This is a genomic window from Actinoplanes sp. ATCC 53533, from assembly GCF_003947245.1.
Genome location: NZ_QHHV01000209.1, coordinates 1 through 26,903 on the forward strand (window position 1 = coordinate 1; position 26,903 = coordinate 26,903).

The following is a 26,903-nucleotide window of genomic DNA, read 5'->3' on the forward strand; positions in this document are numbered from 1 at the left end:
CTGCGCGCCCACGCAACGGTACTCAATCCCTCACGGTCTCATCCGCTTGGAACACTCCCTCTCGCCACCCATACCCAGGGCGGCAGTATCGGGGCACGCCCTCTCCCGTTCCACACGAAAGCAGCCTGACCGGACTCACGTCGCCTCTATGCCGGACACCACCTGGCCAATAAACGGGCACCCGCCAGATCTATCCCGAGTCCGCTCTGACGCCTCGGTTTCGATGCCAACCTACTTTTTCGACACTTCGAACAGCGATCGTCTTCCCGATCCCCACCTGACACATCACGTGCGCCTTTTCCCACTCGCTCACCACGACAGGCCTCAACTAACGCAGCAGTGGGTGGTTTGGAGCCTCCCCCCGCAGGGCGACTCCGGAGGGCCTACCTCCATCTCCCGTGCAGCATCGCCTCAAGAAGCTCTACCTAATATCAAGCTCCCTTCCACGTTCGGGACGCAACAGAGCAAAGTTGCGCAGCGTTGGGGGGCGTCGCTGGGCAGGGGAGCTGATGGCGACGGCGCACTCGGCCGGAGATCGAGGTGGCCTCGATCTGGCGCCGAGGTATGGCCGGCGACCACGAACGGCCGTAACGGTGTCAGGTGATGGCGTTGTGGATTGCCTTGCGGTGGGTGTCCGGGTTGGACCAGCTCCGGTTCGGGTGGGATCGGTTTGTCAGGAAGCACCACCAGTGTCCTGCGGGCCGGGTTGACCAGTAAGGAAGTGCCGGTGAATCCTGTGTGGCCGGACGTGGTGGGGTGTCGCGAGCTTGCCCATGAACCAGGGCTGGTTGAGTTCGAAGCCGAGGCCGCGATCCGCCGTGCGGTTCGGGCGGTCCGCGTCGATGGCCTTCCTGCCCATGTCGGCGTTGGTCAGGCTCGTTTGAGGATGCCGGCGGAGAGCGGACGGCTGCCGTCGTAGGTGCCGCCGCCCAGCATCAGTTGCCCGATGACGGCGATGTCGGCGGCCGCGCTGAAGAGGCTGGCGTGCCCCGGCGACGCCGCCAAGGCGGTTGCAGACGTTGTCGGCGGGCGTGCCGCGCGGCAGGCTGCGGGGCATGCCTGGGCCGGGTGCAGTAGGGCCGCGTGGGTCGTTCTTGGTCTTGCGATCACGCACCTGTCGGCGGCGGGAGCGACGGTCGGTGCCATGCGACCAGGCACGACATCGCCTGGGTCTTGATCTTGATCTTGTTGGCTCGCGTGACACGATGAGCTGATGGACAGCCCGGTTGCGTTTGTGCTCGGTGGCGGTGGCGTGCTCGGCGCCGTGCAGGTGGGCATGCTGCGTGCCCTGTTTCGGGCGGGCTATCGGCCCGATGTCGTGGTCGGCACCTCCATCGGCGCCGTCAACGGTGCGCTGGTCGCCGCCGACCCTACCGAGGCCGTGACCGAGCGTCTGGTCCGGCTCTGGTCCTCGCCCGAGGCCGCCGAGGTGTACGGCGACTCGCTCGCCCGCCAGCTGCGCCGTTTCGCCGCCCGCACCCACCTGCACTCGCCGATGCCGTTGCGCCGGCTGCTCACCGGTGAGCTGGGGGAGCAGTCCACCTTCGCCGACCTGAAGGTGCCGTTCCGCTGCTGTGCCGCCAGCATCGAGCGCGCGGCCGAGCACTGGTTCGACAGCGGTCCGCTGGTCGACGCCGTGCTCGCCTCGTCGTCGGTGCCCGGGCTGCTGCCGCCGATGGAGATCGGCGGTGAGCATTTCGTCGACGGCGGCATCGTCAACTCGATCCCGATCGGGGAGGCGGTGCGGCTCGGCGCCAAGCAGATCTTCGTGCTCCAGGTCGGGCGGATCGAGCGGCCGCTGGTGGCGCCGAAGCGGCCGTGGGAGGTGGCTCAGGTGGCGTTCGAGATCGCCCGGCGGCACCGGTTCGCCCGCGATGTTGCATCGCTGCCCGACGATGTACGGGTGCATGTTCTGCCGACCGGCGGCGGCGACAGCCGCGACGACTCGCCGTGGGCGTACCGGGACATGGCGGCTGCCGGCCGCCGGATCAGCCGCGCCTACACCGCCTCGCGCCGTTACCTCGCCGCCAACGTGACCCCCGCCTCCGCCGACGGCGCCTGATGCTGCCGCCCGTCTGGGTTCGCCGGCTGGTCATCGCCCCGGCCGTGGTCGTGCTGTCCGTTGTGTTGCTCGTCACGTTGCCGGTGTGGCTGCTCGTGGCGCTGGCGGCCTCGCCGCTGGTGCCGGGGCATCTGCGGGTGCCGCGGCTGGTCTTCCTGGCGATCGCCTACCTGGTCTGGGACGCCGCCGCGCTGGTGTGCCTGGCTGCGCTCTGGCTGGCCTCCGGCTTCGGGTGGAAGATCCGCAACGCCACCTTCCAGCGCGCACACTACGTGCTCACCGGCTGGTTCCTCGACGCGCTGTTCTGGCTGGCCAGGTGGTCGCTGCACCTGACCATCGACGTGGTCGGCACCGATCCGGACACCGGGATGCCGGGGCGCCCGGAGGTCGTGGTGAGCCGGCACGCGGGCCCGGGCGACTCGTTCGTGCTCATCCACGGGCTGGTCAACTGGTTCGACCGCGAGCCGCGGATCGTGCTCAAGGCGACGCTGCAGTGGGATCCGGCGGTGGACATCCTGCTCAACCGGCTGCCGAACAGGTTCATCTCGCCGGGCCACACGCGGACGGCGACGCTGGCGGAGGAGATCGGTGACCTGGCGACCGGGCTGGACCAGAACGACGCCTTCGTGATCTTCCCGGAGGGCGGCAACTTCACCCCGCGCCGGCGCACCCGGGCCATCGCGTTCCTGCGGGCCAAGGGCATGGAGGACATGGCGGTGCGGGCCGAGGGCTTGCGCAATGTGCTGCCGCCGAAGCCGGGCGGGCTGTTCACCGCGATCGACGCGGCGCCGGACGCGGGGGTCATCTTCGTCGCGCACACCGGTTTGGACCGGATGGTCACGATCCGGGACGTGTGGCGTGAGCTGCCGATGGACAAGCAGTTGGTGATGCGGTTCTGGAGCGTCCCGCCCGAGGAGGTGCCGGCCGGCGAGGACGAGCGGGTGGCCTGGCTCTACGACTGGTGGGCGCTGATCGACCGCTGGATCGAGGAGAACCGGCCGCAGCCGCGCCCGCTGGGCACCGACTGGTCCGCGCGGCGGCGCTGAAAAGGCCCGGACGCTGTCCGCGCTCGGGCCTTCCGACGGGAGGGGTCAGCCGCCCAGGCTGGTGTACAGGCTGTCCGGTGCCTCGGTGATCTCGGCGGCGGTCGGCTTCTGGGCCGTCACCTTGATGCCGTAGTCGGTGTAGAGCACCTCGAGCGGCTGGGCCTGCTGGCCCTGGACCGCCGGGAGCTGGATCGTCAGTGCCGACAGCCGGCCCTGCTCGTCCAGGCCGGCCGTGAACGGCACGTTCTGGGCCTGCGCGCCCCAGGTCTTGACCAGCGTCTGGTCCACGCCGGCGACCCCGGCGGCCTTGGTCAGGTCCAGGGTGCCCTGGTAGCTGCGCGAGTCGACCTGCCGCACGTCGGTCGTCGAGGTGAGCAGCTTCGCGGTGTTGGCCGGGTCGATCTGGCCGGGCCGCAGGCCCACGTTGGCGCCCTCGGGCAGCCGGGACACGTCGACGTGGGTCCACGTGTCGCCCTTGGTGACGCCGGGCACCTTGAGGTAGAGGTCCTGGCCGACCAGCAGCGTCTTCACGGTGATCTCGGTGTTCGGCCCGGTGGCGACGACGTCCGCGGTGCCGGTGCCGTTCGGGGCGTCCAGCATGCCGGTCAATGTGAAGCCGGGACCGGCGGTCATGGTGACCTTGAAGCTCGTGGTGCCGAGCTTGGCGGCGGCGGTGGACAGCGCGGCCGCGGCGGCCGGGTCAGCGTTGCCCGCGCTGGCGGACGCGCTGGGAGTGTCCGCTGCCGGGGCGCTCGCGCCGGGGGTGGCGTCGCTGTCAGCCGCGCAGCCGGCCATCGCGAAAGCGACTGCGGCCATTGATGCGAGGCCGAGTCCGGCGAGTCGTGGCGTCCGCATTTCGGTCCTTCCTGCCCTGCCGCGCGTCCGGGGGTGACGACGGTCGGGGACTCAAATGCCCGATGTGACGGATGCGCAAACGGGCACCGGGCCGATCACTGTTAGCGAAGAGGCGCGACATCCTGCTCCGAGGCGCCATGGTCGGGGGGCGCGGGGGCATTAAGGTTGTCTCATGGCAGACCTGCTCGACGCCGATTCCGTACGCAGTGCCGTGGCCGTCCTCGACGGCTGGGAGGGCGGGACAGACGCGATCGTGCGCACCGTCGGCCTGCGCAGTTTCCCGGCGGCGATCGCGGTCGTCGACCGGGTCGCGAAGGTCGCCGAGGAGATGGACCACCATCCGGACATCGACATCCGGTGGCGCACGCTGACCTTCCGCTGCGTCACGCATGCGGCAGGCGGCGTCACTACCCGCGACATCGCGCTCGCCAATCGCATCGACCGGATCCTCGCCGACGCGTCCTGAGCGCCCCTGACTGGCCGCCCACCGGCACCAGACGGCATGATGGCCCGAGGTAGCCGCACGCGCACGTACAGGGAGGCCCCGTGAGATTCGAGGTCAGCAAGGTCCTCGACGCGATCGAGGTCCGGCTCACCACCGACCCGGCCCTCGCCCGCGCCGTTGTCGATCTATCCGAGATCGTGCGATACGCCGATCTCGATGGCGGCCGTCCGGCCAGCATGCTGCGCCTCGGACTGGTCATCGACGCGCTGGGCCGGCACGTCTCGGAGGAGAACGTCCCGGTCTACGCCGTGGTGCCCCGGGGCCTGCTCTCCGACGCCGACCTGACCTCGAACGAACGCATGGTGGTCCGCCGCTGGGCGGACGACGGCGTGGTCGAGGTCGTTCCGCAGCTCGACGACCGGGTTCTCGAGGTGGCCGAGCTGCTCGGCCTGCCCGTGCTGACCCGGACCCGCGCGGAGCAGTTCCGTGACCGCCGCCCGTGGGTGGAGGAGCCGGGCCGGCTGCTCGCCGCGGTGACCGGCGCCGGCGGCCCGGTGCTGGTGGCCCGGGTCGGCCGCGGGGAGATCCCGGCGGTCGGCGAGCCGTCGCCGATGGGCGAGAAGCTGCTCGCCCGGGTGTGGAGCTGCTCCGACGCGAACTGCAACGCCTTCGGCTCCGGTGGCGACTCGGACAGCCCGTTCGCGGACATGCGCAAGGTCACCGCCCCGGTCGCGCAGCCGCCGCCGTCGCTGCGGTCCGGCGCGCCGACCTGCCCGCGGCACGGCACCCGGCTGCGGGACGCCGGCCCGCGCCCGGCGGTCGAAGTGCTCTCGGTCCGCATCGACGGCGTGGTGCGCAAGCGTTTCGTGGTCTCGACCGACAAGCCCGTGGTCGTCGGGCGCGCCCCGGAGGGCGGCGGCGTGATGCTCGGCCAGTGGCTGACCGATGACGCCCGGAAATGGATCAGCCGCGGCCACGTGCGGCTCGCGCTGAACGCCGGCGAGGTCACGGCCCAGGACGTGAGCACCAACGGTACGGGGATCCGCCCGGGCGGCTCCCTGGACGACGACGACCGGATCACCCTGAACCGCGACGAGACCCGCGTCCTGGCGGCGAACGACGTGGTGGAGCTGTATGCGGGCGTGAACGTGGGCCGCGCCAAGCTCTGGGCGACCGGCGGCGTGACCCAGCCGTCCTCGGTGATGGCCGAGGCCCCGACGATGGCGATCCGCAAGTTCGAGCGCTGAGCCGCCGCGCTGAGCCGCCGCGCTGAGGCGAAAGCGCGGCGGCCGAGCGATTTACCTCAGGATCGCGGCCAGCTGGTCCACCGCGTGCTCCAGCTCCTGCTCGGTGATGACCAGCGGCGGGGCCAGCCGGATCGTCGAGCCGTGCGTGTCCTTGGCGAGGATGCCCCGTGCGGCCAGCCGTTCGACGGCCTGCCGCCCGGTCATCAGGGCGGGGTCGATGTCGACGCCGGCCCAGAGGCCCCGGCTGCGGACCGCCAGGACGCCGTTGCCGACCAGCTTGGCGAGGCGCTCGTGCAGCAGCGCGCCCAGCCGCGCGGAGCGCTCCTGGAACTCGCCGGTGGCGAGCAGGCGGACGACCTCGGCGCCGACCGCGCAGGCGAGCGGGTTGCCGCCGAAGGTGGAGCCGTGCTCGCCCGGCTTGAGCACGCCGAGCACGTCCCGGTTCGCCGCCACGGCGGACACCGGCACGATGCCGCCGCCGAGCGCCTTGCCGAGCAGGTACATGTCCGGCACGACCCCTTCGTGCTCGATCGCGAAGGTCTTGCCGGTGCGGCCGAGGCCGGACTGGATCTCGTCGGCGATGAGAAGCACGTTGTGCTCGTCGCAGAGGGCCCGCACGCCGGCGAAGTAGCCCTCGGCCGGGATCAGCACCCCCGCCTCGCCCTGGATGGGCTCGAGCAGGACCGCGACCGTGTTCGGGGTGATCGCTTCGGCCAGCGCCGCGAGGTCGCCGTAGCCGACGATCCGGAAGCCCGGGGTGTACGGCCCGAAGTCGTCCCGCGCGTCCGGGTCGGTGGAGAAGCTGATGATCGTCGTGGTGCGGCCGTGGAAGTTGCCGTCCGCGACGATGATCTCGGCCTGCCCGTCCGGCACGCCCTTGACCTGGTAACCCCACTTGCGGGCGACCTTGATGCCGGTCTCCACGGCCTCGGCGCCGGTGTTCATCGGCAGCACGAGGTCCTTGCCGCAGAGCTCGGCCAGCCCGTGACAGAAGTCGGCGAACTGGTCGTGCACGAACGCCCGGCTGGTCAGCGTCAGGCGGTCGAGCTGGGCGTGCGCGGCGGCGATCAGGCTGGGGTGCCGGTGGCCGAAGTTCAGCGCCGAGTAGCCGGCGAGGAGGTCGAGATAGCGCCGGCCGTCGACGTCGGTGACCCAGGCGCCCTCGGCGTCGGCGATCACGACGGGCAGCGGGTGGTAGTTGTGTGCGGTCCAGCGCTCGGCGTCGGCCAGGGCGGCGGGTGTCCGCAGGTCGAGATCAGTCACGGGTTCGTACCTCCAGGGTGCAGCACTTCGGACCGCCGCCGGCCTTGCGCAACTCCGAGACGTCGACCCCGACCGTCTCGTAGCCGGCCGAGCGCAACGCGGTGGTCAGCGCGGTGGCCTGCACCGGCAACACCACGGTACGGCCGTCGCTGACCGCGTTGAGCCCCAACACCTCGGCGTCGCCCGGCGTGGCGAGAATCGCGTCCGGGAACAGCCGGCGCAGCACGGCCTGCGAACCGGGCGAGAACGCCGACGGCAGGTAGGCGATGTTCTTCTCGTCCAGCACGCACAGCGCGGTGTCGAGGTGGTAGTAGGCGGGGTCGACCAGCTGCAGGGTGATCACCGGGCGGCCGAAGACCTCCTGGGTCTGCGCGTGCGCGGCGTGCGCGGTCCGGAAGCCGGTGCCGGCCAGCAGCACCTCGCCGGCCAGCAGGATGTCGCCCTCGCCCTCGTTGGCGTGCTTGGAGTCGAACACCTCGAAGCCGTTCTCGGCGAACCACGCGGCGTACGCCGGGGCCTCGTCGGCCCGCTCGGCGTCGCGGAACTGCACGGCGAGCACCTTGCCGTCGACCACGGTGGCGCCGTTCGCGGCGAAGACCATGTCGGGCAGGCCGGGCAGCGGCTCGATCAGCTCGACGGTGTGGCCGAGGTCGAGGAACGTCTGCCGCAAGTTCTCCCACTGGCTGACGGCCAGGGCAGTGTCGTACGGCGCCGTCGGGTCCATCCACGGGTTGATCCGGTATGTGACGGCGAAGTGGGTGGGCCGGCACATGAGATAGCGGCGCGCGGTGGCGGTGGACGTCATGAGGGCAACGCTATGCGTGAAGTACCTGCGTACGCCCCGGGTCAACCATGCGTGCGGCGAAGGATCGTTGCGTGATCGGAGGGCACCGCGGAGATTCGTTGCACGCGTTCGCCGCACACGCGCCGGGGGCGGCGAACCGCCGCCCCCGCACAACGCCGTCGGCGATGCCTGGTGTCCGTCAGAAGCGGTCGACAACCTGCGCGTCGAGCCAGTCGCGGACGCTCGTGACCGGCTGCATGTCGGTGCCGAGCCAGGACAGCGAACCGGTCAGGGCGAGCACGCCGACCACGATCGCGCCCAGGGAGAGGAACATGCCGATCAGGGCGTCGGTCTTGCCCGCGATGTGCCGCTTGCCGGTGGCGTGGATGCCGGCCAGCGACAGGATCAGGCCCAGCACGGCCAGCCCGATGCCGTAGCCGAGCAGCGGGCCGGAGAGCACGAGCAGGGCGGCCCCGACGCCGATGATCAGCCCCAGGGTGGCGAGCAGGCTGGCCCGTGGCTTCGGCCCGGCGGCGACCGGCGGCTGCTCGATCGTCTTCTCGTCGGCGGTGCGGCGGTCGGTCGGCCGGGGCGCGCGCAGGTCGCGGCTCTTCAGGTCGTCACGGGTCTTCGGGCCGCTGTCGACGGCGCGCTGGTTGACCAGCGTGTCCTCGTCGGCGAGCCGGCGGCGCTCGACGACCGGCGGCGCGGCGGGTGGCGGGGCCACGGTGGAATCGCTGCGGGGACGCACCGGGCTCGTAGCGCCGGTCGCGGTGGCTGGACGCTCTTCGGTCTCAGCGGTGGTGTCGGACTGGCGCGAGAACGTCGGGAGTCTCATCGTCAGCACCTCCTTCTGCCTTCGGGGATGCCCTCGCTATACCCCGATGACCCGGCGGCGACACAAACGCGACGGCGGCGGGTGCCGGCAGAGCCGCCACCCGCCGCCGGAGAACGCGTCAGACCAGGGCGGACGCCGCGGTGACGTCGGCCGCCTTGGCGATCACGTGGTCGACGATTCCGTAGTCCTTCGCCTCCTGGGCGGTGAACCAGCGGTCCCGGTCGGAGTCGCGCCCGATCTCCTCCGGGGTGTGCCCGGTGTGGAAGGCGATCCGCTCGTTCATGACCTTTTTGATGTGCAGCATGCTCTCGGCCTGGATGGCGATGTCGGCCGCGGTGCCGCCGATGCCGCCGGAGAGCTGGTGCATCATCACCCGGGCGTGCGGCAGCGCGTATCGCTTGCCGGGGGCGCCGGCGCAGAGCAGGAACTGCCCCATCGAGGCCGCCATGCCCATCGCGATCGTGGCCACGTCGTTCTTGATGTACTGCATCGTGTCGTAGACGGCCATGCCCGCGCTGATGGACCCGCCCGGTGAGTTGATGTAAAGGGCGATGTCCTTCTCGCTGTCGGCGGAGGCGAGCACCAGCAGCTGCGCGCAGATGCGGTTGGTCACCTCGTCGTTGACCTCGCTGCCGAGGAAGATGATGCGCTCCCGGAGCAGCCGCTCGAAGACCTGGTCGTCAAAGGATGCGCCACCCGCCCGCATCGCGATCTCGTCAACTCTCATGGACCCACCCTCTCGCACGAGCCGGGAGCGTTTCGCACCCACCCGGCATTCGACCTCTACCACCTTCCCCGGTAACGGCCGTGGAGCCCAGCGATTCTCCTCAGGGCGAAAGCCGGCGGCGGATATTCCCCGGCTAGGGTTCGGTCGTGCCAGAGGGACACACCATTCATCGCCTTGCCGCCCGACACCGGGCGCACTTCGCCGGTCAGGCCGTCCGGGTGGCCAGCCCGCAGGGGCGGTTCACCGCCGGGGCCGCGCTGCTCGACGGCCGCACGCTGGCCGACACCGAGGCGTACGGCAAGCACCTGCTGCACCACTTCGACGACGAGTCGACGTTGCACATCCATCTGGGGCTCTACGGCAAGTTCGCCGACGGTGAGCTGCCCGCCCCGGCGCCGGTCGGGCAGGTGCGGCTGCTGCTCTCCGGTGCGCGGCACTGGCTGGAGCTGCGCGGGCCGACGGCCTGTGAGGTGCTCGACCCCGTGCTGGTCGCGGCGCTGCGGGCCCGGCTGGGCCAGGATCCGCTGCGCGACGACGCCGAGCCGCGGCTGGCATACGCCCGGGTGGCGGCCAGCGGCAAGCCGGTCTTCGCGCTGCTGCTGGACCAGACGGTCGTGGCCGGGTGCGGGCTGATCTACGCCAACGAGGTGTTGTTCCGGGCCGGCCTCGCGCCGGCCACGCCGGGGCGTGCCATCGGCCCGCGGCGCTGGGACGAGCTCTGGGACGACCTGCGCGCCCTGATGAAGGAGGGCGTCGCCCGCGGCCGGATCGACACCGTCCACAGCGCCCACACCCCGGAGGCGATGCAGCGGGCCCCGCGGGTGGACCGGCACGGCGGCGAAGTGTACGTCTACCGCCGCACCGATCAGCCGTGCCTGATCTGCGGCACGGCGATCATCAGGGGCGCGATGGCCGGCCGCAATCTCTACCGGTGCCCGGCCTGCCAGCCGTGAGCCCGCCCGGGGCGGGCTCAGAGCGCTGAGGCCGGGGTTTCCGCCTTGGTCGAAGCTTCGGTCGCGGCCGCAGCCGCCCCCGGAGCACCCGCCCCAGCCGCCTTCGCGGCCGGAGCGCCCGCCGGTGCCGTCGCCGGGGGCTGCGGCTGCGCCGGGACGCCCAGCTCGAACCGCTCCTTCAGCCAGGGCAGCAGCTGCTCGTAGGCCAGGATGGTGTCCGGCTGGTTGAAGTCGTGGGACAGCACGATCGCGCCCGGCCGGACGTCCTTCTGGACGCCCTTGACGATCTTTTCGACGTGGCTGGCGTCGTCCTCGCCGGCGGCGTGCTCCCAGTCGCGCGGGTCGACCTCCCAGTAGAGCGAGATCATGCCGTCCGCATACGCCGTCTGCACCAGCGCGTCGGTGAAGTTGCCGCCCGGCGCGCGGAAGAACGGGATCTGCGCGCCCGGCACCGCGGCCCGGATCGCGTCGTTGGTGCGGCGCAGGTCGGCCTGGATCTTCGCCGGCTTGGTCCGGCCGATGGTCAGGCTGTGGTCCCAGGTGTGGTTGCACAGCGTGTGCCCGGCCGCGGCGATCTGCCGGACGATCTCCGGGTGCCGCCGCACCTGGTCGCCGACCAGGCAGAACGTCGCCTTGACCTGATTTTCGGCGAGCAGCTCGAGGATCTTCGGGGTCTGCACCGGGTCGGGGCCGTCGTCGAAGGTGAGCGCGACGGCGGCCGAGCCGGTCGTGCGCAGCGAGCGGGCGGGACCGGTGCCCTCCGGCACGCTGATCCCGGCGGCCTCCTTCGGCGCGGAGGCCGAGGGCCGCGCCGGCCCGGTGGGCTTGGTCGCGGGCCTGACCGGCGTGGCAGACGGGGGCTTCGAGGCCACGGCGGGCTCGCCGGCGGCCTGCGGCGGGGCCTTGCCCGGCTTCTTCGTGGGTGCCGCCGGCGCGGTGGCGCCCGCTATCCCCGCGGCGTTGACCGGGTTGACGTCGGTGCTGCCGCCCTGCCGCATGGGCGGGACGATCAGCAGGAGGCCGACCGCGACCAGCGCGGCGAGCAGCGCCTGCTGCCGGCGCCGGCCGATGAGCAGCCAGGACTCGATCGGCAGGGTGCCGGGCGCGCGGTGGCTGCCGGTGACGGGCGGCCGGCCGCTGTCGGCCAGCGCCCAGCCGCGGACAGCCTCGGCCGCGTCGCGGACGGCCGGCAGCGGGCGCACGGTGATGGCGAGCTGATCGGTGGACTTCGCGTGCCGGCCGCCGGCGCCGGCGGTGGCCGACCGGCGGGCCGCGCTGCCGGTGCGGCGCTTGCCGTCCAGCCGGGACCGGCGCGGGGCCAGGTCGAGGGAGCTGCGGCGGCCGCCGGCCACCCTGGTCACCGTGGGCGGGCGCAGCACCGTGGCGTCCGCGAGCGACTCGGGGCGCCGGTGCCGTCCGTTGGTGGTCTCGCCTTCGAGCACCTGGACGTGCGGAAATCCGCCGGTCGTCGCGGTCAGCGCGCCGCTGATACTGGCGCGCGTCGCCGGCCGGGCGGCGTGTCGCGGCCCGTTCTCCGGCGCCGATCGGGGGAAGGGGAGCGACGGCATTCGTCATGCCTACCGGTTTACAAGATCGAAAACGATACCGCTTTCGTGATCATCGAGTGACCGGAAGTGATAAACCCTGCTCGCGGCGTTGGGCGCAGAGCGGATTGATGACAACACATCGGACGATAAGCGTCAGCCCGCCGCGTGCACCGCGTCCGTCGCCTTCCGCGCCGCGATCAGCACCGGATCCCAGACCGGGGAGAACGGCGGCGCGTAGCTGAGATCGAGGGCCGTCATCTCCTCCACGGTCATCCTGTTCCAGACCGCGATCGCCAGCGAGTCGATCCGCTTGGCGGCCTCCTCGCGACCCACGATCTGCGCGCCGAGCAGCATTCCGGTCCGCTTCTCGGCGATCAGCTTGACCACCATCGTGCTCGCTCCGGGGTAGTAGCCGGCCCGGCTGGTCGACTCGACGGCCGCGGTGACGAACGCGAAGCCGGCCAGCGCCGCCTCCTTCTCCGTCAGCCCGGTCCGGGCCACCTCGAGCTCGCAGACCTTGGTCACCCCGGTGCCGATCACGCCCGGGAACGTCGCGTAGCCGCCGCCGATGTTGATGCCCGCGACCCGGCCCTGCTTGTTGGCGTGGGTGCCCAGCGGTATGTGTACCGGCTGGCCGCTGACCCGGTGCACGGTCTGCACGCAGTCGCCGGCCGCCCAGATCCCGTCCAGGTGCCCCTGCGGTCCCACCACCCGCATCCGCAGATCGGTACGCAGCCCGCCGGTCACCCCGACCGGGATGCCCGAGCGGACGGCGAGCGCCGTGTTCGGGCGTACCCCCAGACCCAGCACCACGATGTCGGCCGGCAGCGCACCCTCCGGGGTGACCACTGCGGAGATCCGGCCGTCCTTCGTCTCCAGGCCCCGTACCTGGGTGCTGGTGCGCACCTCGATGCCCAGCCCGCAGATCGCCTCCCGGACCCGCTCGCCCATGTCCGGGTCCACGGTCGCCATCGGCTGCGCCGACTTCTCCAGCAGGGTCACCGCCAGGCCGCGCCGGACCATCGCCTCGGCCATCTCGACGCCGACGTAGCCGCCGCCGATCACGACCGCCCGGCGTGGCTGCGGGTCGCGCTCCAGCCAGGCGTGGATGGCCGCGCCGTCGTCGAGGGTCTGCACGCCGAAGACGCCCTCGCCGTCGATGCGCGCCCAGTCCGGCGTCACCGGCAGCGCGCCGGTCGCGTACACCAGGTGGTCGAAGCCCTCCCGGCGCTCGCCGCCGCCGTCGAGGTCTCGCACGACCACCTCGCGGGCGGCCAGGTCGATGCCGGTCACCTCGTGCCGGGTGTGCACGGTGATGCCGACGTCGTGGAACTCCTGCGGCCTGCGGGCGATCAGCGCGTCGCGGTCCTTGACGGCTCCGCCGATCCAGTACGGGATCCCGCACGCCGAGTACGAGGTGAAGTTCCCCCGCTCGAACGCGACGATCTCCAGCTCATCGGGGCCCTGCCGCTTGCGGGCCTGCGATGCCGCGGACATCCCGGCCGCGTCGCCGCCGACGACCACAAGCCTCATCGCACGCCCCGGGTGGTCGCCGCCAGCCAGTCCACGACGGCCCCGACCGAGCCCCGCTGCGCCAGCATCGCCCGCTGCCGGGCGGCGCCGGTGCCGTGCGACCGCAGCCGGCCCATCAGGACGGTGGCCATCTCGAGGTCGCCGTGGCGTTCGAGCTCCGGGCTCACGTAGTCGAAGAGCTGGCGCATCAGCTTCCAGGCCGGCCGTGGTTCCCGGGTCGCCATGTCGATGTTCAGCCCTTCCAGTCCGTCGTGCGCGGCCCGCCAGTGCGCGGCCATCAGCAGTGGGTGCGGGACGTTCGGCGCGGGCCGGCCGTCCTCGACCGCCCGCAGCAGGGTCGCGACCAGCCCGCGGGCGAGCGCGGCCAGCAGCATCGCGTCGTCCGGCGTCGGGCAGACGTCACCCATCCGGATCTCGACGGTCGGGTAGGTGGCCGACAGCCGCGCATACCAGTAGAGCATCCCCTCGTCGAACATGGCGCCGCTCGCGATCAGGTCCGCGGTCATCGTCTCGTACTGCTCGTGGGACTCCAGGTACGGCGTCGGGCCGACCGTGGGCCAGCGCTCCCAGAGCATCGAGCGCCAGCTCGCATACCCGGTGTCGCGGCCGAACGAGAACGGCGAGTTGGCGGTCGCGGCCTGGAGGATCGGCAGCCAGGGCCGCAGGTGGTTGAGCACCTGCACGCCCGTCTCCGGGTCCGGGACGCTGACGTGCACGTGCATGCCGTTGAGGCCACCGCCGGGGGAGAGGTCGCCGTAGCGCTCGCGCATCCGGTGGTAGCGGGGCGCGTCGACGACCCGGGAATGCGTGCCGGGGGCGGGGCTCGCCCCGACCGCGACCAGGCGGGCACCGGCGCGCTCGGCGGCGTCGGCCAGCCCGGCCCGGAGCCGGGTCATGGCGGCGGCGAGATCGCCCAGGTCGAGCTGCGGCGGGCCGGCCGTCTCGATCTGGCTGCGCAGGAACTCGTGTTGCACGGAGTCGCGGATGTCGTCGCCCAGCTGGTCGAAGACCTCCTCGACCAGCTCGACCGCGTGCGCCTCGGTGGCGTCGACGAGCAGGTATTCCTCCTCCACGCCGAGGGTCAGCAAGCCCTGCGCCTGAGCCTCGCCGGCCATCTCCTCGGAGATCGTTGTTGCCGTTCCCGCGCTCTCCGAAGTTGCCATGGCCGCGAATTACCCGGTGGCGGGCGCGGGAAAACGGGGGTTGCGCCGCGGGCGTAGCGTCGGGTCATGCTGCTGCTGGGGTGCTGGGTCTTCGCCGCCCTGCAGAGCCCCGCGGTGGGTCCCTCTGCCCAGCTCATGCTGGGCCTGGCCGTGGTCGGTGCGGTCCTGCTGGTGGTGCTGGCCGCCGCCGCTGCCATCCCGCTGCCGGTCCTGCGCCCCGCCTCGGCCGGCGTGGGCCTCGCCACGCGTGCCCTCAAGCGGCGGCTGCCCCGCCTGCTGGATCCCGACGCGGCCGGGCGTCCGCGTCCGCGAGCCCCGTCGGCGTGCCCGGCGGTGGGTCTTTCCGCGCGCTGACGCGCACGCCGAAGCCCCCGTCTCCGCGTCCCTATTTCTTCGGACCGCAGGGGTACGCCCATGTCCATTTCCGCTGCGCTCGATGCCGTCGTCGGTGTCGCGCACTCCGCCCTCGAGGGTCTCGCCACCCTGCTGACCCCGGCCGCCGGCGGGCTCGCCGCCGCCCTGGCCATCGTCCTCCTCACCGTCGCCGTCCGGCTGCTGATCAGCCCGCTCACCTGGTTGCAGGCCCGGTCCGCCAAGCGCGGGGCCGCCCTGGCGCCGCAGCTGGCGGCGCTGCGCGAGCGGCATCGCGACGATCCGGTGCTGCTGGCCACCGAGACGCTCGCGCTGCAGCGCGCCAACGGGGCCGGCCCGTTCGCCGCGATGCTGCCGGCGTTGGCCCAGGCGCCGTTCTTCATGCTCATGTATCACCTCGTGCAGCCCGGCCCGGGTGCGCCGGCCGGGGTGCTGAGCGGTCAGCTCGGCGGGGTGCCGCTGACCGCGCACCTCGCCGCCGGCCTGCCGGTGTTCGCCGTGCTGCTCGCGGTGGCGGTGGCGCTGGCGTGGTGGTCGTCGCGCCGTACCCGGCTGCTGCTCGCCGCCACCGGCACGCCGGCCGATCCGGCCCAGCCCGGCGCGACCCTGTTGCCCCGGATCATGGCGATGCTGCCGTTTCTGACGGTCGTGATGGTGGCCTGGCTGCCGCTGGCCGGCGGCCTCTACCTGGTCACGTCGGCCGCCTGGACCGCGCTTGAACAGGCGATATGGCGTCGCCCGCCGGCCGTGGCCAATCGGTAGCGATGCATATTGACAAAGTTCTGTAACACCCTGGAAACTTCGTGAGAGCGCTCTCAGCGATCCCTCCCCCGAAAGGTCGTTGCCATGAGAAGTCCCGGACCCAAGTGGCGGCGGCGGTGGCTCGCCGCTGCCGCCGTGCTGATCGCTGGTGGCGCCTCCGCCCTCTTCGTGGGGCAGGCCGACGCGGCCGTGCCACCCGCGCCGGCGGGCATGTCGCTGGTGTTCAGCGACGACTTCACCGGCGCCGCCGGCACCGGGCTGAACCGGAGCAACTGGATCTACAGCACCGGCACGGGCTATCCCGGCGGCGCGGCCAACTGGGGCACCGGCGAGATCGAGCGGATGACCGACTCGACGCAGAACGTGTACCAGGACGGCGGCGGCAACCTGGTGATCAAGCCGATCCGGGACTCCGCCGGCAACTGGACCTCCGGCCGGGTGGAGACCCAGCGCACCGACTTCGCCGCGCCCGTCGGCGGCAAGCTGCGCATCGAGGGCCGCCTGCAACAGCCCAACGTCACCGGGGCGGCGGCGGCCGGCTACTGGCCGGCGTTCTGGACGCTGGGTGACGCGGCCCGGCCGGTGGGCGCGACGAACTGGCCGAGCATCGGCGAGTGGGACATCATGGAGTCGATCAACGGTCGGGCCTCGGTGTTCTCGGCGCTGCACTGCGGCACCAACCCGGGTGGCCCCTGCAACGAGACGACCGGCCTCACCAGCGGCGAGCACGCCTGCGCCACCTGCGGCAACAGCTTCCACACGTACGCGGTCGAGTACGACCGCAGCGTCTCGCCCGAGCAGCTGCGGTTCTACCTCGACGGCGTGCAGTACCACCAGGTCAACTCGGCCCAGGTGGACGCGACGACCTGGAACAACGCCACCCACCGCGGCGTGTTCATCATCCTGAACGTGGCCATGGGCGGCGGCTTCCCGGACGCGTTCGGCGGCGGCCCCACCGCGGCGACCCAGTCCGGCGTGCCGATGCTGGTCGACTACGTGGCCGTGTACTCCTCGGCCGGCGGCACCACGACGCCGCCGACCACGCCGCCCACCACCCCGCCGGCCGGCGGGGTGCGGGACGCGTACGCGCAGATCCAGGCCGAGTCGTACGACGCGGCGTCCGCGGTCACCAAGGAGACGGCGTCCGAGGGCGGCCAGAACGTCGGGTACATCAGCAACGGCGACTGGCTGCAGTTCAACAACGTCGAATTCGGCAACGGCGGCGTGCTCGACTTCGTCGGGCGGGTCGCCTCGGGGGCGGCGGCCAGCGTCAGCGGCCTCGTCGAGGTCCGGATCGACAGCCGCAGCAACGCGCCGATCGGCAGCTTCGCGCTCGCCAACACGGGCGGCTGGCAGACCTGGCGGTCGGTGCCGGCCAACGTCGCGAACGTGTCCGGACGGCACACCGTCTTCCTGACCTTCACCAGTGGACAGCCCGCGGACTTCGTGAACGTTAACTGGATCCAGTTCCGCAGGTAGCGGCTTTCTTCGATACGTGCGAGCAAGGGCCGGGGGCGCTACCAGCGCCTTCGGCCCTTTTCTACCTTAAAGAACTTTAAGGCGCCGGGGTCTGGACTAGTTCTGTTAACAGTCCTAATAATCAATCAACCTCACTGTTCCACGCGGAAGGCCCACCCCCATGCGCCGATCCCTTGTCCTTGCTGTGTGCGCCGCGCTCGCGGCAGCCGGCTCCGCCGTCTACATAGCCTCGTCCGCGAGCGCCGCCGTCGCCTGTTCGCCGGCGTGGAGCGCCTCGACGATCTACGTCAAGGACAACCCCGTCTCGTACCAGTCCAGGAACTACACCGCCAAGTGGTGGACGCAGGGCGAGGTCCCGACCGCCAGCGGACAGTGGGGCGTCTGGGCCGACAAGGGCGCCTGCGGCGGCACCACGGACCCGACCACCACCCCGCCGACGACTCCGCCGACCACCCCGCCCACTACGCCGCCGGGCAACGGGACGCTGCCGGCGCACTTCATCACCGGGTACTGGCAGAACTTCGACAACCCGGCGAACGAGCTCAAGCTCGCCGCCGTGCCGAGCACCTACGACCTGGTCGCGGTGGCCTTCGCGGACGCCACGGCTACGCCCGGCGCGGTCTCCTTCACCATCGACGCCGGGCTCTCGGCCTCGGTCGGCGGCTACACCAACGAGCAGTTCAAGGCCGACGTCGCGACGCTGCACGCGCGGGGCAAGAAGGTCGTCATCTCGGTGGGCGGGGAGCGGGGCTCGGTCGCCGTCAACGACGCGGCCGCGGCGACCAACTTCGCCAACTCGGTCTGGTCGCTGATGCAGACGTACGGCTTCGACGGCGTCGACATCGACCTGGAGAACGGGCTGAATCCGACCTATATGGCCCAGGCGCTGCGCAGCCTGCGCGGCAAGGCCGGGGCCGGCCTGATCATCACGATGGCACCGCAGACCATCGACATGCAGAACCCGGCCGGGTCCTACTTCAAGCTCGCGCTCGACATCAAGGACATCCTCACGGTCGTCCACACGCAGTACTACAACTCCGGCGCGATGCTCGGCTGCGACCAGAACGCGGCGTACGGCCAGGGCACGGTCAACTTCCTGGTCGCGCTCGCCTGCATCCAGCTCGAGTCCGGGCTGCGCCCCGACCAGGTCGCGCTCGGCCTGCCGGCCACCACCAGCGCGGCCGGCGGCGGCTACGTCGCGCCGGCCGTGGTCAACCAGGCCCTCGACTGCCTGGCCCGCGGCACCAACTGCGGCTCCTTCCGGCCGCCGCGCACCTATCCCGGCATCCGCGGCGCGATGACCTGGTCGATCAACTGGGACGTCACCGCCGGCAACGGCTGGGCCAACACCATCAAGCCCCACCTGTCCACCCTGCCCTGATCACCAGCCCCCACTGGAGAGATCCCCATGAGACTCAAGAAGAAGTACGCCGCCGTCCTCGCGATGGTCCTGGCCACGGCCGGTGCCGGCGTCACCGTCGCGCTCGCGCCGGTCGCCTCGGCGGCCGTCGCCTGCGCCCCGGCCTGGAGTTCCTCGGCGGTGTACGTCAAGGACAACTCCGTGTCGTACCAGTCCAGGAACTACACCGCGAAGTGGTGGACGCAGGGTGAGGTCCCGACCGCCAGCGGTCAATGGGGCGTCTGGGCCGACAAGGGCGCCTGCGGTGGCACCACGGACCCGACCACCCCGCCCCCGACCGGCCCGACCACGCCGCCCACCGGCACCAAGATGGCGGCCGCGCCGTACATCTACCCGGGCTGGGGCAACCCGCCCGCGCCGTCGACGGTCATGAACGCGACCGGCATCAAGGCGTTCACCATCGCCTTCGTCCTGGCCAACGGCTGCAACCCGGTCTGGGACGGCGAGGGCGGCCTGACCGGCGGCGTGCACGCCAGCACCATCGCGGCGATCAGGGCGGCCGGCGGCGACGTCGTCCCGTCGATCGGCGGCTGGAGCGGCAACAAGCTCGGCCCGAACTGCGCCACCGCGGAACTGCTCGCCGGTGCGTACCAGAAGGTGATCGACGCGTTCGGCCTCAAGGCGATCGACATCGACATCGAGAATTCCGACGAGTTCGAGAACACCGTGGTGCAGGACCGCATCCTCGGCGCCCTCAAGATCGTCAAGCAGCGGAACCCGTCGGTGAAGACCATCCTCACCTTCGGCACCTCGCCGACCGGCCCGAACTACTACGGCATCCGGCTGATCACGCAGGCCAAGGCGCTCGGTGCCAACATCGACATCTTCGCGCAGATGCCGTTCGACTTCGGCGGCGGCGCGGACATGTACGGCAGCACGGTCGGCGCCTCCGAAGGCCTGAAGAACCAGCTCAAGGCGGCCTTCGGCTACACGGACGCGCAGGCGTACTCGCACATGGGCATCTCCGGCATGAACGGGCTGTCCGACCAGCAGGAGCTGACCAGCACCGACACCTGGACGCGGATCCGCGACTACGCGAAGAACAACAACTTCGCGCGGTTCACCTTCTGGGCGGTCAACCGGGACCGCGGCTGCCCCGGCGGCGGTGTGGTCTCCGACTGCAGCGGCATCGCGCAGGCCGACTGGGCCTTCACCAGGATCACCGCGGGCTTCTGAGCCGGTCACCCGGGTCTGCCGCCGGCAGACCCGGGTGCCGGACGCTCATCGAGCGGCCATGGCCCGCCGGCGCTTGCGCACCTTCTTCACCACCCAGCTCGCGATCGCGATCGCGAAGAACGCCATGATCGCGTAGTCGAAATAGCTGCTGTATTGCTCAAGCCGCTGCCAGCGCGAACCCAGCGCGTAGCCGCCACCGATGAACAGGCAGTTCCAGATGCCGCTGCCGATCGTGGTGAGCAGCGTGAACGTGCTCAGTCGCATGTGGTTGGCGCCGGCCGGGATGGACACCAGGCTGCGGACCACCGGTGCCATCCGGCCGAAGAACACCGCGCCCTTCTCGTGCCGCTCGAACCAGCGGTCGGCGAGGTTGAGGTCGTCGGCGTCGACCAGCGGGATGCGGTCCAGCCAGCGGCGCAGCCGATCCTCGCCGAGCGCGTAGCCGAGCCAGTAGAGCGCCAGCGCGCCCAGCACCGAGCCGGCCGTGGCCGCGATGGCGACCAGCACGAGGTTGACCCTGCCGGCGCTGGCCAGGTATCCGGCCATGGACAGGACGATCTCGCTGGGGATCGGCGGGATCAGGTTTTCCAGCGCGACCAGCAGGCCCACGCCCAGCTCACCGAGCGACTCGATGACCGATGCCACCCAGCCGGTCAGGCCGCCCAGCGAGCTGGGCTCGGTCTCCGCCGCCAGGACATACGGCACGCTCATCCCACGCTCCTCCGCTCGGTCGATGGTCAGTACCCGCGTTCAAGAGTACGAACCGCTTGGCTCACGGGCGCCGGAGTGGCGGGATGGTCCGGGGTGGCGCGGCGGCGGTAGTGTCCCGGCGCGATGGAAACGTTGAGTACGCGGGGGCGCATGGCCCGGGTCGCGGTGACGGTGGCCGGGGTGGTGCTGCTGCTGCTCGGCACCCTCTGGGGTCAGGACGACGACTTCCCGTTCGGGCCGTTCCGGATGTATTCGACTGCGCCCGACCCGAACGCCGACGCGCCGGACACCAGGGTCGAGGGCGTCGACGCCACCGGCCGCACGGTGGTGCTGACCGAGGCCAACAGCGGGCTGCGGCGGGCCGAGATCGAGGGCCAGCAGCGGGCCTACGTCGAAGACCCGGGCCGGCTGCGGCAGGTGGCCGCGGCCTACGCGGAGAAGAGCCCGGAGGCTGCGCCGTTGCGGACCGTGCGGATCGTCATCCGCTGGGAGGGCATCGAGCACTCCCGGCCGACCGGCACCAGCCGGGACGAGGTCATCGCCACCTGGACGGCGCCGTGAACAAGATCGTTGGCTGGCTGACCGAACCGGTGCCGCTCGGCCGGGTCGCCGCGTTCCGCACCCTGATCTATCTCTTCGTCGCGGCCGACCTGGTCATCTTCACGCCCTGGGTGCGCCATCACGCCAGCACCCCGGGCGACCTGTACAAACCGCTGCTGGTCGGGCGGCTGCTGCAGCTGCCCACCCCGACCCCGCTGCTGGTGCACGGCATCTTCTGGTCGCTGCTCGTCGTCGCGCTCGCCGCGGCCACCGGGCGGGCGCCGAGGCTGCTCGGCTGGACCGTCTTCGCGCTCTACTTCGAGTGGATGGTCATCGCGATGAGCTACGGCAAGGTCGACCACGACCGGGTCGGTCTGCTGGTCGCGCTGGCCGTGCTGCCGACGGTCGGCCGGGCCCGGCACGGCGATCCGCGGCGTACGGAGGCCGGCGGCTGGGCGCTGCGGGTCACCCAGATAGCCGTCGTGTGCACGTACTTCCTCGCCGCCTGGGCCAAGCTGCGCTTCGGCGGGCTGGACTGGGTGACCAGCTCGGTGCTGGCCCGGGCGATCATCCGGCGCGGCACCGAGCTCGCCGACCTGATCGCCGGCGTGCCGTACCTGCTGATCCTCGCGCAGTTCGGCATCGTGGCGTTCGAGCTGGCCAGCCCGGCGATCTTCTTCCTGCGGCCGAGGTGGCGCAACTACGCGGTGGGCTTCTTCTATTCGTTCCACGTGGTCACGTTCGCCACCATCACCATCTCGTTCGCTCCGCACCTCGCCGCGATCACCGCCTTTCTGGCGCTGGAGAAGGTGCGGCCGCTGGTCCGGGCCCGTGGTTTCCTGAGCCGGAGCCGGGGAGAAGTAAAGGGGCATGAGCGACCGGTGGTATGAGAAAGCCGTCATTTACTGCGCCGATATCGACACCTTCGCCGACTCCGACGGCGACGGCGTGGGCGACCTCAAGGGGATGATCGGGCGGCTGGACTATCTGGCCCGGCTGGGCGTCACCTGCCTGTGGCTCAACCCGATCCACCCGACGCCGGACCGCGACGACGGCTACGACGTGGCGGACTTCTACAACATCGACCCGCGCTTCGGCAGCCTCGGTGACTTCGCAGACCTGCTGCACATGGCCCGCGACCGGGGCATCCGGGTCATCATCGACCTGGTGGTGAACCACACCTCCGACCAGCATCCGTGGTTCCAGTCGGCGCGCTCGTCGCCGGACTCGCCGTACCGGGACTGGTATGTCTGGTCCGAGACCCAGCCGGCGGACCGGCACCAGGGCATGGTCTTCCCCGGCGAGCAGGCCGAGACGTGGACCTACGACCGCACCGCCAAGCTCTGGTATTACCACCGGTTCTACAAGTTCCAGCCGGACCTCGACATCGCCAACCCCGAGGTTCGCGAGGAGATCAAGAAGATCTGCTCGTTCTGGCTGCAGCTCGGCGTCTCCGGGTTCCGGATGGACGCGGTGCCGTTCATCATCGAGCAGACCGAGCCGGGCAACCCGAACTCGCCCAAGGACATGGAGTTTCTCAGCGAGTTGCGCCAGCACGTGCAGTGGCGCCAGGGTGACGCCGTCCTGCTGGCCGAGGCCAACGTCGAGCCCGAGCAGCTCAAGGAGTTCTTCGGCGACGCGGGCGGGTCGGCCAACCGGATCCACATGCTGTTCGACTTCATGCTCAACGGCCGGCTGATGCTCGCGCTCGCCCGCCGCAACCCGGAAGCGATCATCGACGCGCTGCGCGACACGCCCAAGCTGCCGGCCGGCGGGCAGTGGGCCACGTTCCTGCGCAACCACGACGAGGTCGATCTCTCCCGGCTCACCGCCGAGCAGCGCGGCGAGGTGTTCGAGCAGTTCGGCCCGGACGAGAACATGCAGCTCTACGGCCGCGGCATCCGCCGCCGGCTGGCCCCGATGCTGGGCGGCGACCGCCGGCGCATCGAGCTGGCCTACGCGCTGCAGTTCAGCCTGCGCGGCACCCCGGTGCTGCGGTATGGCGAGGAGATCGGCATGGGCGACGACCTCAGCCAGGACGGCCGCAACGCGATCCGTACCCCGATGCAGTGGTCCCTGGCCGCCAACGGCGGCTTCTCGACCGCCCCGGCCGGCGAGCTCGTGCGCCCGGTCATCAGCGACGGCGAGTACGGCTACGCCAAGGTCAACGCCACCCTCCAGCGGCACGACCCGGGTTCGCTGCTGTCGTGGTTCGAACGGATGATCCGCACCCTGAAGGAGGCGCCCGAGGTCGGCAGCGGCAGTTGCACCCACGTCGACGTGCCCGCGCCCACCGGGCTGCTCGTGCACCGCGCTGACGGCGCCACCGGCACCATGGTCTTCCTGCACAACCTGGCGCAGGAGGATGGCGTGGTCGACCTGGGCAGTCTCTACCCGGAGGCCGACTTCCCCAACGACGTGCTCGCCGACCAGGAATATCCGGAGCCCGGCAAGTTCGACCAGCTCGCGGTGGCCGGCTACGGGTACCGCTGGATCCGGTTGTGCCGCAAACCGTGAGAAATCCCCGCCCGGTAACCCGCGGGTAACAGCTGGGTTAGAGTCGGCCGACTGCGTAACAGATCAAGCGGGAGGCCAGCAAATGACCCAGCCGAGTCGGGTAGCGATCGTGACCGGTGCCGCGCGTGGCATCGGCGAGGCGACCGCGCGCAAGCTCGCCGCCGACGGGATGTCCGTGGCGGTCGTCGACCTCGACGAGGGCGCCTGCGCCAACACGGTTACCGCGATCCACGACGCGGGCGGCACCGCCCTCGCCGTCGGCGCCGACGTCTCCGACCCGGTCCAGGTCGCGGCCGCCGTCGAGCGGGTGACCGCCGAGCTGGGCGGGCCCACGGTGCTGGTCAACAACGCCGGCGTGCTGCGCGACAACCTGCTGTTCAAGATGAGCGACGACGACTGGGAGACCGTGATGGCGGTCCACCTGCGCGGCGCGTTCCTGTTCAGCCGGGCCGTGCAGAAGCACATGGTCGACGCCAAGTGGGGCCGCATCGTCAACCTGTCCAGCACCTCCGCGCTCGGCAACCGGGGTCAGGCGAACTACGCCGCCGCCAAGGCCGGCCTGCAGGGCTTCACCAAGACCCTCGCGATCGAGCTGGGCCGCTTCGGCATCACCGCGAACGCGGTCGCGCCGGGCTTCATCGTGACCGACATGACCGCCGCCACCGCGGCCCGGGTCGGTGTCGACTTCGCGGACTTCCAGAAGGCGGCGATCGGTCAGATCCCCGTCGGCCGGGCGGGCCGCCCCGAAGACGTCGCGAACACCGTATCCTTCCTGGTCAGTGAAGGAGCCGGCTTCGTCTCCGGCCAGGTCGTCTACGTCGCGGGCGGGCCGAAGGACTAGCCGTCGTGGCTTGAACCGGCGCGCTACACATGAAGGTGCGGGCCGGGCAGGCCGAAAGGGTGGGGAAGCCGACTGTGAATCGACGGATGAGCTCTCGCAGCGTGTCGTTGACCAGCACGTTCTTGCTGCTGGCCGCGGGTGGCGCGGCCGCCTGCGACAACGGCGACGATTATCAGGACGAGGGCTTCTACTGCGCCGACGCCAACGGCGTCGTCGTGGACGAGGACAACTGCGACGACGATGACGGCGGCGGCGGGGGCGGCGGCTTCTTCATCTGGCATTCGTCCGGCTACCGCTCGGGCTACCCCGTCGGTTCCCGGCTGCCCGCCGGCGGCAGCAAGTTCGCCTACAACGACAAGGCCGCGCGATCGTCCTTCGGGCTGCCCTCGGCCGGCCGGATCAGCAACGGCACGGTCAAGACCAGCGTCGTCGGCAAGGGCGGCAGCGGCACGTCCGGCAAGTCGGGCGGCTGAGCCTTGCGCCGCATTCCCTACGGCCCGGTCCGCGACGGCTGGCGGCTGACCAACTTCAGCCTCGGGCTGACCTACAACGACACCGAGCTGCCGGACGGCACGATGATGTCGTACTGGCAGGAGGGGCCGTACTACGACTTCAGCCAGGCCGAGATCGAGGAGTTGGAGGCGGCGACGACCGCGCTCAACAGCATGTGCCTCGACGCCGGTGACTGGATGGTGCAGCAGTGCCCCCGGCACACCGCGCAGGGCCGCCGCGACGGCTACTTCGCCTCGGTCTGCGGCCCGGAGACCTGCTTCCTGGCCAAGATCGGCATCCCGGAATACACCCACGAGCAGATCATCCGCACCTGGTTCGACGGTGACGCCGAGACCTGGACGCACCAGGACAAGGACCCCGACGGCCGGCTCCCGATGCAGACGCCGGACTACTCGCCGTCCGTCTACGGCCGCTTCGACCTCTGGTACAACGGCGCCGGCAGCACCCCGCGCCTGCTGGAATACAACGCGCAGACGCCGACCTCGCTGGTCGAGGCCGCGGTCATCCAGTGGCACTGGGTCGACCAGACCGGCGTGACCGAGCACCCGTGGCGGCAGTGGAATTCCATCCACGACCGGCTGGTCGGCTGGGAGGCGGCCGACGGCGAGCCGGCCAACCCCGGCGCCTGGCGGCGCAACATCGGCAAGCTGCGCGAGGCGCGACCCTGGCTGCCCGAGAAACCCAAGATCTACTTCGCGTACGAGACCAGCGAGACGTCCGGTGAGGACCGGATGAACGTGGCTTACCTGATGGCGACGGCCGAGGAGGCCGGCTATCCGGTCGAGCTGATCGCGATGAGCCAGATCGGCTGGGACGTGGCCGGCGACCGGGTGCTCTTCGTGCCCGCGCCCGGCCAGGAGCACCAGGCGCAGCCGATCGACCTGATCTTCATGCTGTATCCCTGGGAATGGTTCTGGAACGAGGAGGGCGGCAAGGCCTTCTTCCGCAACATGGCCGACCCGGGCAAGCGCGGCACGGTCTGGCTGGAACCGCCCTACAAGGCGGCGCTGCTGGGCAACAAGGCGCTGCTACCGGTGCTGTGGAAGCTCTTCGGCGACGACCAAGAGCGCGGGAAGTACCTGCTCCCGGCATACTTCGCGGAGTCGACGAAGGCGGCGACGCTGACCTCGTACGCGAAGAAGCCGGTCTGGGGCCGCGAGGGCGGCTCGGTCAAGCTGGTCAAGAACGGCGTCACCCTGGTGGAAAATCCCACCGAGTACGGCTCCGACGGCCGTTTCGTGGTGCAGGAGCTGCTGGAGCTGCCCTCCTTCGACGGCCTGGAGGGCACCGTGCACCCGGTGATCGGCGCCTGGCTGATCGACGGCGAGCCGGCGGGCATGGGCATCCGCGAGGGCCTCGGCACAGCCGGCCTGGTGACCCGGGACGACTGCAACTTTCTACCCCATATCGTTTCTTAACGTCAGTTGCTAAAGTTGCTAAAGTCTTTTGCAAAAGACTTTAGCAACTGGAGGTCGGATGGGTGGGCCGGAACTGGAGCGTCTGGTAGCCCTGCTGAGGTATGCCCGAACCGATCTTTGCGACGTCGAGGTGAAGGCGGCGGCAGGCGGGTTGCCGAAGTCGCTACGAGACACGTTGAGCGCTTTCAGTAACGATCGAGGCGGCACCGTCATCCTCGGCCTGGATGAGAACGAAGATTTTCATGCAGCGCCCGGCTTCGATGCCGCCCGCATACGCGACGCCCTCGCAGCCGCCTGCAGCGATGACCTTCACCCGCCGGTAAGAGCTGAGATCGATGTCGTGCCCTTCGGCGATGCGCTATTGGTCGTCGCCGAAGTGGGCGAGCTGGACCCCCGTTTCAAGCCCTGCTACGTCGCGGCTCGCGGTGAATACAACGGATCCTTCACCCGTGGCGGGGATGGAGACCGGCGGCTCACCGACTTCGAGATTCATCTGCTGCATACCAATAGGGGACAGCCCGACGACGACCGTCAGCCGGTCGACGGGGCGACCCAGGCCGATCTCGAGTCGCGGGAAACCGATGCTCTTGTCGAGCGAGTTCGACTACGCCAGCCTCGTGCTTTCGCGGGACTGTCCACCGAACAGGTGCTGCGCCGGCTCAATGTCCTCGCGGAAGACCAGGAGGGGCGG

General features: G+C 70.8%; 27 protein-coding genes. 17 read left to right on the forward strand and 10 right to left on the reverse strand.

Going from position 1 to position 26,903, the window contains the following annotated elements; all coding sequences use genetic code 11:
- Positions 1–870: 870 nt before the first annotated feature.
- Positions 871–1,005: a hypothetical protein gene (locus DMB66_RS65430; protein ID WP_255441386.1), complete on the reverse strand. Its 135-nt coding sequence runs from the start codon at positions 1,003–1,005 to the stop codon at positions 871–873.
- A gap of 205 nt (positions 1,006–1,210) precedes the next feature.
- Between DMB66_RS65430 and DMB66_RS47540 the strand changes: the two genes are divergently transcribed.
- Both DMB66_RS47540 and DMB66_RS47545 read left to right on the forward strand, forming a co-directional pair.
- Positions 1,211–2,062 carry a patatin-like phospholipase family protein gene (locus tag DMB66_RS47540; protein ID WP_125810704.1) on the forward strand — a complete coding sequence of 284 codons (852 nt, stop codon included), beginning with the start codon at positions 1,211–1,213 and terminating at the stop codon, positions 2,060–2,062.
- Positions 2,059–3,108 (forward strand): 1-acyl-sn-glycerol-3-phosphate acyltransferase, encoded by a 1,050-nt coding sequence (locus tag DMB66_RS47545; RefSeq protein ID WP_125810725.1) that lies wholly within the window; start codon positions 2,059–2,061, stop codon positions 3,106–3,108. Before DMB66_RS47540 ends, DMB66_RS47545 begins: the two co-directional genes overlap by 4 nt.
- Before the next feature lie 45 nt (positions 3,109–3,153).
- On the opposite strand, the gene DMB66_RS47550 is transcribed toward DMB66_RS47545, so the two are convergent.
- Positions 3,154–3,924 carry a hypothetical protein gene (locus DMB66_RS47550; protein WP_233625348.1) on the reverse strand — a complete coding sequence of 257 codons (771 nt, stop codon included), beginning with the start codon at positions 3,922–3,924 and terminating at the stop codon, positions 3,154–3,156.
- 211 nt (positions 3,925–4,135) lie between these two features.
- Here DMB66_RS47550 and DMB66_RS47555 point away from each other — a divergent pair, with 211 nt between their 5' ends.
- The gene (locus tag DMB66_RS47555; RefSeq protein ID WP_023562166.1) at positions 4,136–4,429 is read left to right on the forward strand and encodes a 4a-hydroxytetrahydrobiopterin dehydratase; all 294 of its coding nucleotides are present in this window, start codon (positions 4,136–4,138) and stop codon (positions 4,427–4,429) included.
- A gap of 80 nt (positions 4,430–4,509) precedes the next feature.
- Positions 4,510–5,655, forward strand: coding sequence for an FHA domain-containing protein (locus DMB66_RS47560; protein ID WP_125810706.1), 1,146 nt, complete (start codon positions 4,510–4,512; stop codon positions 5,653–5,655).
- 51 nt (positions 5,656–5,706) lie between these two features.
- Here DMB66_RS47560 and rocD read toward each other — a convergent pair whose 3' ends face one another.
- From rocD to DMB66_RS47580, 4 genes are all read right to left on the reverse strand, one after another.
- Complete coding sequence (gene rocD / locus DMB66_RS47565; protein WP_125810707.1) at positions 5,707–6,918, reverse strand: ornithine--oxo-acid transaminase; 1,212 nt, start codon at positions 6,916–6,918, stop codon at positions 5,707–5,709.
- A complete protein-coding gene (gene ddaH / locus DMB66_RS47570; RefSeq protein ID WP_125810708.1) occupies positions 6,911–7,723 on the reverse strand; it encodes a dimethylargininase in 813 nt (270 codons plus the stop codon). Before ddaH ends, rocD begins: the two co-directional genes overlap by 8 nt.
- 178 nt (positions 7,724–7,901) lie before the next feature.
- Positions 7,902–8,540, reverse strand: coding sequence for a hypothetical protein (locus tag DMB66_RS47575; RefSeq protein WP_125810709.1), 639 nt, complete (start codon positions 8,538–8,540; stop codon positions 7,902–7,904).
- A gap of 118 nt (positions 8,541–8,658) precedes the next feature.
- Entirely contained in the window at positions 8,659–9,267 is a 609-nt protein-coding gene (locus DMB66_RS47580; protein ID WP_125810710.1) for an ATP-dependent Clp protease proteolytic subunit, read from the reverse strand.
- Positions 9,268–9,413: 146 nt separating this feature from the next.
- Here DMB66_RS47580 and DMB66_RS47585 point away from each other — a divergent pair, with 146 nt between their 5' ends.
- The gene (locus tag DMB66_RS47585) at positions 9,414–10,220 is read left to right on the forward strand and encodes an Fpg/Nei family DNA glycosylase (RefSeq protein WP_125810711.1); all 807 of its coding nucleotides are present in this window, start codon (positions 9,414–9,416) and stop codon (positions 10,218–10,220) included.
- A 17-nt stretch (positions 10,221–10,237) separates the two neighbouring features.
- Here the strand turns inward: DMB66_RS47585 and DMB66_RS65665 are convergent, their stop codons facing one another.
- The 3 genes from DMB66_RS65665 to DMB66_RS47600 all read right to left on the reverse strand — a co-directional run bounded on the left by DMB66_RS65665 (position 10,238) and on the right by DMB66_RS47600 (position 14,415).
- Positions 10,238–11,788, reverse strand: a complete 1,551-nt coding sequence (locus tag DMB66_RS65665) for a polysaccharide deacetylase family protein (protein WP_305027223.1) — start codon at positions 11,786–11,788, stop codon at positions 10,238–10,240.
- Positions 11,789–11,920: 132 nt separating this feature from the next.
- The gene (locus DMB66_RS47595) at positions 11,921–13,300 is read right to left on the reverse strand and encodes an FAD-dependent oxidoreductase (RefSeq protein WP_125810712.1); all 1,380 of its coding nucleotides are present in this window, start codon (positions 13,298–13,300) and stop codon (positions 11,921–11,923) included.
- Positions 13,297–14,415, reverse strand: a complete 1,119-nt coding sequence (locus DMB66_RS47600) for a glutamate--cysteine ligase (protein WP_125810727.1) — start codon at positions 14,413–14,415, stop codon at positions 13,297–13,299. Before DMB66_RS47600 ends, DMB66_RS47595 begins: the two co-directional genes overlap by 4 nt.
- 114 nt (positions 14,416–14,529) lie before the next feature.
- Between DMB66_RS47600 and DMB66_RS47605 the strand changes: the two genes are divergently transcribed.
- From DMB66_RS47605 to DMB66_RS47625, 5 genes are all read left to right on the forward strand, one after another.
- Positions 14,530–14,817 (forward strand): DUF6412 domain-containing protein, encoded by a 288-nt coding sequence (locus DMB66_RS47605; RefSeq protein WP_125810713.1) that lies wholly within the window; start codon positions 14,530–14,532, stop codon positions 14,815–14,817.
- Positions 14,818–14,877: 60 nt separating this feature from the next.
- Entirely contained in the window at positions 14,878–15,597 is a 720-nt protein-coding gene (yidC, locus tag DMB66_RS47610) for a membrane protein insertase YidC (RefSeq protein WP_125810714.1), read from the forward strand.
- Positions 15,598–15,681: 84 nt separating this feature from the next.
- A complete protein-coding gene (locus DMB66_RS47615; RefSeq protein WP_125810715.1) occupies positions 15,682–17,076 on the forward strand; it encodes a carbohydrate-binding protein in 1,395 nt (464 codons plus the stop codon).
- Between the two features lie 160 nt (positions 17,077–17,236).
- Positions 17,237–18,457 carry a chitinase gene (locus tag DMB66_RS47620; protein ID WP_125810716.1) on the forward strand — a complete coding sequence of 407 codons (1,221 nt, stop codon included), beginning with the start codon at positions 17,237–17,239 and terminating at the stop codon, positions 18,455–18,457.
- A 27-nt stretch (positions 18,458–18,484) separates the two neighbouring features.
- The gene (locus tag DMB66_RS47625; protein ID WP_125810717.1) at positions 18,485–19,672 is read left to right on the forward strand and encodes a carbohydrate-binding protein; all 1,188 of its coding nucleotides are present in this window, start codon (positions 18,485–18,487) and stop codon (positions 19,670–19,672) included.
- A gap of 45 nt (positions 19,673–19,717) precedes the next feature.
- On the opposite strand, the gene DMB66_RS47630 is transcribed toward DMB66_RS47625, so the two are convergent.
- Positions 19,718–20,383: a DedA family protein gene (locus tag DMB66_RS47630; RefSeq protein WP_125810718.1), complete on the reverse strand. Its 666-nt coding sequence runs from the start codon at positions 20,381–20,383 to the stop codon at positions 19,718–19,720.
- 123 nt (positions 20,384–20,506) lie between these two features.
- On the opposite strand from DMB66_RS47630, the gene DMB66_RS47635 reads away from it, so the two are divergent.
- The 7 genes from DMB66_RS47635 to DMB66_RS47665 form a co-directional block, all read left to right on the forward strand.
- Positions 20,507–20,944 carry a hypothetical protein gene (locus DMB66_RS47635; RefSeq protein ID WP_125810719.1) on the forward strand — a complete coding sequence of 146 codons (438 nt, stop codon included), beginning with the start codon at positions 20,507–20,509 and terminating at the stop codon, positions 20,942–20,944.
- Positions 20,945–20,949: 5 nt separating this feature from the next.
- Positions 20,950–21,813 carry an MFS transporter permease gene (locus tag DMB66_RS47640; RefSeq protein ID WP_370320673.1) on the forward strand — a complete coding sequence of 288 codons (864 nt, stop codon included), beginning with the start codon at positions 20,950–20,952 and terminating at the stop codon, positions 21,811–21,813.
- On the forward strand, positions 21,794–23,440 hold the full coding sequence (locus DMB66_RS47645; protein WP_125810721.1) for an alpha-amylase family protein: 1,647 nt from the start codon (positions 21,794–21,796) through the stop codon (positions 23,438–23,440). The genes DMB66_RS47640 and DMB66_RS47645 overlap by 20 nt, the downstream gene beginning before the upstream one ends.
- A gap of 82 nt (positions 23,441–23,522) precedes the next feature.
- Positions 23,523–24,281, forward strand: coding sequence for a 3-oxoacyl-ACP reductase FabG (fabG, locus tag DMB66_RS47650; RefSeq protein ID WP_125810722.1), 759 nt, complete (start codon positions 23,523–23,525; stop codon positions 24,279–24,281).
- 86 nt (positions 24,282–24,367) lie between these two features.
- Positions 24,368–24,754 carry a hypothetical protein gene (locus DMB66_RS47655; protein ID WP_199753049.1) on the forward strand — a complete coding sequence of 129 codons (387 nt, stop codon included), beginning with the start codon at positions 24,368–24,370 and terminating at the stop codon, positions 24,752–24,754.
- Between the two features lie 3 nt (positions 24,755–24,757).
- Positions 24,758–26,212: a glutathionylspermidine synthase family protein gene (locus tag DMB66_RS47660; protein WP_125810724.1), complete on the forward strand. Its 1,455-nt coding sequence runs from the start codon at positions 24,758–24,760 to the stop codon at positions 26,210–26,212.
- A gap of 58 nt (positions 26,213–26,270) precedes the next feature.
- Positions 26,271–26,903, forward strand: a 633-nt coding sequence (locus tag DMB66_RS47665) for a helix-turn-helix domain-containing protein (RefSeq protein ID WP_148112837.1), incomplete at its 3' end; no start/stop codon positions are given.